Source organism: Micromonospora sp. NPDC049580, from assembly GCF_040675595.1.
Lineage (GTDB): Bacteria > Actinomycetota > Actinomycetes > Mycobacteriales > Micromonosporaceae > Micromonospora.
This window is the reverse complement of record NZ_JBFAPG010000401.1, coordinates 1-5,853: the sequence shown is the minus strand read 5'-3', so window position 1 is coordinate 5,853 and position 5,853 is coordinate 1. Positions and strand designations below refer to the sequence as shown.

At 72.8% G+C, this 5,853-nt stretch carries 8 protein-coding genes; 4 read left to right on the top strand and 4 right to left on the bottom strand.

Going from position 1 to position 5,853, the window contains the following annotated elements; translation table 11 throughout:
- Window positions 1–268: hypothetical protein (locus AB0J68_RS25210; RefSeq protein ID WP_363940651.1), on the bottom strand; the 268-nt coding region annotated here is incomplete at its 3' end.
- Window positions 269–534: 266 nt separating this feature from the next.
- On the opposite strand from AB0J68_RS25210, the gene AB0J68_RS25205 reads away from it, so the two are divergent.
- Window positions 535–873, top strand: a complete 339-nt coding sequence (locus AB0J68_RS25205; protein ID WP_363940650.1) for a hypothetical protein — start codon at window positions 535–537, stop codon at window positions 871–873.
- Window positions 870–1,268 carry a hypothetical protein gene (locus tag AB0J68_RS25200; RefSeq protein WP_363940649.1) on the top strand — a complete coding sequence of 133 codons (399 nt, stop codon included), beginning with the start codon at window positions 870–872 and terminating at the stop codon, window positions 1,266–1,268. Before AB0J68_RS25205 ends, AB0J68_RS25200 begins: the two co-directional genes overlap by 4 nt.
- A 76-nt stretch (window positions 1,269–1,344) precedes the next feature.
- Here the strand turns inward: AB0J68_RS25200 and AB0J68_RS25195 are convergent, their stop codons facing one another.
- The 3 genes from AB0J68_RS25195 to AB0J68_RS25185 all read right to left on the bottom strand — a co-directional run bounded on the left by AB0J68_RS25195 (window position 1,345) and on the right by AB0J68_RS25185 (window position 3,889).
- Window positions 1,345–2,169, bottom strand: a complete 825-nt coding sequence (locus AB0J68_RS25195; RefSeq protein WP_355063631.1) for an ABC transporter permease — start codon at window positions 2,167–2,169, stop codon at window positions 1,345–1,347.
- Window positions 2,166–3,101 (bottom strand): ABC transporter ATP-binding protein, encoded by a 936-nt coding sequence (locus tag AB0J68_RS25190; RefSeq protein WP_363940648.1) that lies wholly within the window; start codon window positions 3,099–3,101, stop codon window positions 2,166–2,168. Before AB0J68_RS25190 ends, AB0J68_RS25195 begins: the two co-directional genes overlap by 4 nt.
- Window positions 3,102–3,241: 140 nt before the next feature.
- Window positions 3,242–3,889 (bottom strand): hypothetical protein, encoded by a 648-nt coding sequence (locus AB0J68_RS25185; protein ID WP_363940647.1) that lies wholly within the window; start codon window positions 3,887–3,889, stop codon window positions 3,242–3,244.
- A gap of 151 nt (window positions 3,890–4,040) precedes the next feature.
- Here AB0J68_RS25185 and AB0J68_RS25180 point away from each other — a divergent pair, with 151 nt between their 5' ends.
- Both AB0J68_RS25180 and AB0J68_RS25175 read left to right on the top strand, forming a co-directional pair.
- Window positions 4,041–4,823 carry a GNAT family N-acyltransferase gene (locus AB0J68_RS25180; RefSeq protein ID WP_363940646.1) on the top strand — a complete coding sequence of 261 codons (783 nt, stop codon included), beginning with the start codon at window positions 4,041–4,043 and terminating at the stop codon, window positions 4,821–4,823.
- Window positions 4,820–5,752 carry a lysophospholipid acyltransferase family protein gene (locus tag AB0J68_RS25175; RefSeq protein WP_363940645.1) on the top strand — a complete coding sequence of 311 codons (933 nt, stop codon included), beginning with the start codon at window positions 4,820–4,822 and terminating at the stop codon, window positions 5,750–5,752. The genes AB0J68_RS25180 and AB0J68_RS25175 overlap by 4 nt, the downstream gene beginning before the upstream one ends.
- The last annotated feature ends 101 nt before the right edge of the window (window positions 5,753–5,853 follow it).

Below are 5,853 nucleotides of genomic sequence, written 5' to 3'. Positions count from 1 at the left end.
GCTTCGCCGGGGCGCTGGGCTGGCTGACCGTGGCCGCCGGCTCCGGCTGGCCGTCCGGCTCGGGCGCGGCGGCGGGCTTGCCCGACGTCTCAGCCCTGCGCGGTGTGCCGGCGCCGGGCGCCGGCCGGTAGTCGGCGAAGAAGTCGTGCCAGGCCGAATCGACGCTCGTTGGGTCGGCGAGGTACCGCTGGTACATCTCCTCGACGATCCACTCGTTCGGGCCGAAACCCGCCAGTGGGTTCTCCTGCGAAGTCTGCTGGGTCGACACGGCCGGTAATCGCCTCTTTCACGCGGGTTTATGTGTCACGCGGTGTCCGTCGCGTCCAGTTGATGGACCACGGACAGGACGACTCCCAGGCTACGCCGTACGGATCCCGGCGGCATTTCCGCCTCGGTCGGGTGGCCGGTTTCACAGAAGATGCCAGAAGTTCACCAACCCCTGCGCGACCCGTCGCCGGCTGGTACGGCTGGTACCGCCAGATTGAGTACCGGTACGGATGTCCCGGGCCAACGCCGTCCGCGACGATCGGGCGCATGGATCATGACGGGGTACGGGGGCGCTACGGCCGGAGCATGGCGGTGGCGTCCGGTTGGTACGTCACCGCGATCGCGGCCATGGCGGTGGGCACGACGAGCGTGCCGAGCGCGCCGCACGACGACTGCGCGGCCTGGTTCAGCTGCCTGTCGCCGGGCGAGTCGCTGGTGTTCGTCGCTCTGGTGTGGGGCACGCCGGTGCTCCTCGGGCTGCTGGTCGTGACGGCGCTGGTGACCGCGCTGGTCGTCCGACTCGTCCCCTCGGCGGTGCTCGCCGGCACCACGGCCGCGGCGCTCAGCGTCGGGGTCTGCGCCGCCGTGTACCTGGGTCGCTCGTGAAGCGGCTCGGCCTCGGCGGGCTCTTCTTCGCCTGGCTCTACGGGGTGCCGTTCCTGCTGCTGGTGGGCCTGATCCGGCGCGTGGCCAGGCCGTACACGCCGAGCGCGGACGAGGCGCAGGCGTTCGGCGTGACCACGGACGCCCTGCTGACGACCGGGCTCGTGCTCAACGCGGTGCTTCCGGTGCTCGGCCTGTTGCTGGCCGGGGAGGCCCTCTGGCGTCGGCACTTCGCCGGGGCGCTCGGCGGGACGGTGCTGCTGTACGTGGCGGTCGCCCTGGTCTCCAGCCTGACCACCAGTGGGCTGACCGGGCACATTCCCGCCGACCAGGAGCCCGACCCGGTGGTCACCCAGTGCATTCCGATCAGCGGCGGCCGGGGCTGCCCGGGCGGGTGAGGTGCCGGCAGCCCGGCGGGGCCGGAGCCGGCCCGGGGTGGCGGCCGTGCCGCCGCCACCCCGGAACTCGCGTCGGTCAGGAGATGTCGCGCCGACGCATCAGCAGGGTGCCGACCACGCCGGTGACCACCGCGTACCCGATGAGCACGGCGGCGCCCGCCCAGCGCGGCGGGTTACCCGGGATGTCCGCCCCGGTGACCATCAGCGACGAGGCCAGCGACGGCACCAGCAGTTGCAGGTTGTTGATCCAGTCACCCCACCGGTTGGCCAGGATGGTGATCACCAGGATGGCGCCGATCGAGCCGCCCAGGTAGAGCAGGATGCCGGTCACGGTGGCGCCGATCTGGCTGCGGATCAGCACGCCGATGCCGACGCCGAACACCGCCCAGAGCAGGTACGCGAGCAGGTTCAACCCGATCGCCCGCCAGGCCGCGTCGTTGCCCAACTGTGAGTCCACCCCGACGGCGTTCAGCACCGCCGAGCCGGCGATCAGGTTGAACACGGTGGTGACCAGCCAGAACAGCAGCGCCAGCACACCCGCCGCGACCAGCTTGGCGATCATCACCGCGGTGCGGTGCGGGTTGGTCAGGAACGTGGTGGTGACCGTCTGGTGGAAGAACTCGCTCGTCACCACGATGATGCCGAGCAGCATCACGATCAGCAGGCCGAAGAACTGCCCGGTGGTGAACAGGTTCGACGAGAGCGCGTCCGGGGTGGCCGCCGCAGCGATCTGGTCCGCCTGCTCGCCCGACACCTCGCCGAGGTTGTTGCTGGTCAACGCGTCGGCCTGCAACCAGTTGATGAGCAGCGTGAGCGCCCACAGCGGCAGGCTGATCAGCGCGAAGACCCACCAGGTGTTGGTGGTACGGATCTTGAGCAACTCGGATCGGACGAGGTTCATCGGATGCCCGCCTTTCCGGCCGTCAGCTCCAGGAAGACCCGTTCCAGGTCGGGCCGTTCGGTGGTCAGTTCGTGCAGTTCCACACCGGCGGCCAGGGCGGCCCGGCCGATCGTCGGGGCGTCCACCCCAGAGACCAGCAGGATGCCCTGCTCGTCGGTGTCGACCGTGGCCGACTGCGCCTTCAACGCGGTGGTCAGCGCCTCGGCCTGCGGGGTGCGGACCCGGACCTGGGCGCCCTGCGCCATCGACCCGAGCACCTGCTCGACCGGACCCTGCCGGACCAGCTGGCCCGCCGCGATGATCACCACGTCGTCGGCGAGCAGCTGCATCTCCGACAGCAGGTGGCTGGAGACCAGCACCGTGCGGCCCTCGTGGGCGAGGTTCTTGAGGAACCCGCGCATCCACCGGATGCCCTCCGGGTCCAGCCCGTTGGCCGGCTCGTCGAGGATCAGCACCCGCGGGTCACCGAGCATCGCGGCGGCGATACCGAGCCGCTGCTTCATGCCCAGCGAGTAGCCCTTGAACTTGCGCTTCGCCGCCGGGGTCAACCCGACCAGCTCCAGCGCCTCGTCGGCCCGGGACTTGGGCAGGCCGGCCGCCGCGCAGATCACCCGCAGGTGGTTGATGCCGGTGCGGCCCTTGTGCGCGCTGGACGCCTCCAGGATCGCGCCGACGTGCCGCAGCGGGTCGGCGAGATCGGCGTAGCGCTGCCCGCTGATGGTGGCGGTGCCCCCGGTCGGCGTGACCAGGTTGAGCAGCATGCGCAGCGTGGTGGTCTTACCGGCGCCGTTCGGGCCGAGGAAGCCGGTCACCCGCCCCGGTGCCACGGTGAAGGACAGGTTGTTCACCGCCCGCACGTTCTTGTACTGCTTCGTCAGACCGGACACCACGATCTGACCGTCGCTGGTGGGGCTTCGCTGCCCGTCAGTCATCGTTCTCCTCCCGTGTGGCGTCGAGGTACGCCGTGGCACAGCGTGACGGTACCGAGCAACAAGGTCAATCAGGCTCGGTCCCTACGGCGTGGTCCCCCTTGGGGTGGAGTCGTCTCCTCCCTGCGGACGACGGCGGGGCCTCAGCGGGCGATCCAGGTGGCCCGGGCCGCGCCGAGCAGCGCGCCGCCGGGGCCGTACAGGCTGGTGTGCACAAGCGCCTTGCGGCCGTCGACCCCGATCAGCGCGCCGGTCACCACGCACTCGTCGCCCGGCGCCGGCCGGGCGGTGACCACCGCGGCGATCCGGCCGAGCAGGTACGGGCGGCCCGGCGCGAGCACCGTCCAGCCGCCGGGGCAGTCCAGCGCGGCCCAGACCGTGGCATCGCTGACCTGCTCGGGTGCGCGGAACGGCGCGGCGGTCCGGCCGTCCGGCAACCGGCCGGGGAAGATCCGCAACCCGTCGTTCCGGCGCGGACCACAGACGAAACACTCGGGGTACGGATGCTCGACGAACCCGGGGTAGCGGGTCGACGCCTGCACCGCCGTCTCCCGGTCGACCGGCGGCGCGACGGCGTCCACGGCACCGGCGGGGCGAACCTCGGCCACCAGCTCGCCGGCCGGGTCCCGGACCTCGCCGTCGACCAGGCTCAGCGCCGTCTCCAGCGGCGGTGGCCGACGCAGCGTCACCTCCACCGGTCCGGATCCACCGGCGGCGGCGGCGAAGAGGCCGGCGCTCCAGCCGCCGTTGCCCGAGCCGGTGGGCCCGTTGTAGCGGGACTCGATGCGCATGGGCGACCTCCGTGTGGCGTGGGGCGGCGCCGTCGCCGGCCCGCTGGGCAGCCTCGCACGGACCGGGTCGGAGGCATCCGCCGGCCGGCGTTCATCCGATCGACACCAGTGGTGCGATCCGATGGCAACCCGGGGCACCTACACAGATCCCATGGCCGTTCTGCATGTCGCTGGCGCACCCCTGACGACCAGCGGATACACCCTGCTGATTGCCGACGACCCCACCCAGGTCGCGGCCGCGCAACGCCTGCGTCACGAGGTGTTCGCCACCGAGTTGGGTGCCACCCTCGCACCCGGCGGCGCCGGGTTGGACGTGGACCCCTTCGACGCCCACTGCGACCACCTCATCGTCCGCGAGGACAGCACCGGGCAGGTGGTCGGCACGTACCGGCTGCTGCCGCCGGGGCGTACCGGCCGGCGGTACGCCGACGACGAGTTCGACCTCGGCGCGCTGGACCCACTGCGCGACGACCTCGTCGAGACGGGTCGGTCCTGCGTGCACCCGGACCACCGCTCCGGTGCGGTGATCAACCTGATGTGGGCGGGGCTCACCCGCTACCTGCACCTGCGCGGCTCCCGCTGGCTCGGCGGCTGCGCCTCGGTGCCGGTCGACGACGGTGGTCGGACGGTCGCCGGGGTGTGGGCCCAGGCCCAGGCCCGGCACCTGTCGCCCCCGCCGTTGCGGGTGCGCCCACTGCGCCCGTGGTTCGCCGAGCCGGCCGCCGCCCTGGCAGCCCCGTCCTCGGCCACCGACCCGGCCGCTCGCGTGGCGGTGCCGCCGCTGCTGCGTGGTTACCTGCGGCTCGGCGCGTGGATCTGTGGTGAGCCCGCGTACGACCCCGACTTCGGGTGCGCGGACTTCTACGTGCTCTTCTCCCTGGACCGGATGAACCCGCGCTACCTGCGGCACTTCCTGGGCGGGGACCAGCGGTGACCCTCGGAGCGCGGGACCTGTGGCGGCCCTTCTCGGGCTGCGACGACGACTGCCTGCCGGCGGCCGGCGAGGTGCCCACGGTGCCGGTGGTTCGCCGGGTGCTCCGGTTGGTCGCGGCGAGCGGGATGCTGCTGGCCGGGGTGGGAGTGGCGGTGCTGCTGCCCGTGCTGCCGGCACGTGAGCGGCAGGCGGTGCTGCGCGGCTGGGCCCGCGGCACCGTTCGCGCGTTCGGCGTCCGGCTGGTGATCCGGGGTCGGCTGCCCCGGCGGCGCGCGCTGCTGGTCGCCAACCACGTCTCGTGGCTGGACATCCTCGCCGTCCTGGCGGTCGCGCCCACCCGCATGGTGGCGAAGCGGGAGATCCGGTCCTGGCCGGTGGTCGGGCTGCTCGCTGCGGCGGCGGGCACGGTCTTCGTGGACCGGTCCCGGCCGCGGGCGCTGCCGGCCACCGTGCACCGGCTCGCCGACACGCTGCGCGCCGGCCGGTCGGTCGCGGTGTTTCCCGAGGGTACGACCTGGTGTGCCGGGGACGGCGCGGACGGGTGCCGCCCCGGGGGCGGCTTCCGGCCCGCGATGTTCCAGGCCGCCGTCGACGCGGGCAGCCCGGTGGTGCCGCTGCGGCTCGGGTACCGGTGCGACGCCACCGGCGCGGTCACGACGGTCGCCGCCTTCCTCGGCGCGGACACCCTGCTGCGCTCGGTCGCTCGGGTGGTCGCGGCGCGGCAACTGGTGGTCTCGGTGACGATCGCCGCCGCGCTGCACCCGGCTGGCGACGCCGACCGGCGGTTGCTGGCCCGGGCCGCCGAGTCTGCCGTACACCTGATGCCGGTTGTCCCGACGCGGACCAGGCTGCGGCCGGTCCCCACCATGACCCCGGCGGGTTCCGTGCCGCAGGTGCCTGCCGGCCGGGACCTGGACCTGGCGGCCTGAGAGGAGGATTCATCGCTTGAACACGCGCCGATTCCGGCGCCGGAGTAGGTCGGATCGCCCTTTGCTCTGCTTCAACCCACGCAACACAAGCGGGCCGCAAG

Coding starts and splice junctions, on each gene's coding strand:
- AB0J68_RS25185 (WP_363940647.1), bottom strand. CDS start 3,889: ATGCGCATCGAGTCCCGCTACAACGGGCCCACCGGCTCGGGCAACGGC.
- AB0J68_RS25180 (WP_363940646.1), top strand. CDS start 4,041: ATGGCCGTTCTGCATGTCGCTGGCGCACCCCTGACGACCAGCGGATAC.
- AB0J68_RS25190 (WP_363940648.1), bottom strand. CDS start 3,101: ATGACTGACGGGCAGCGAAGCCCCACCAGCGACGGTCAGATCGTGGTG.
- AB0J68_RS25195 (WP_355063631.1), bottom strand. CDS start 2,169: ATGAACCTCGTCCGATCCGAGTTGCTCAAGATCCGTACCACCAACACC.
- AB0J68_RS25205 (WP_363940650.1), top strand. CDS start 535: ATGGATCATGACGGGGTACGGGGGCGCTACGGCCGGAGCATGGCGGTG.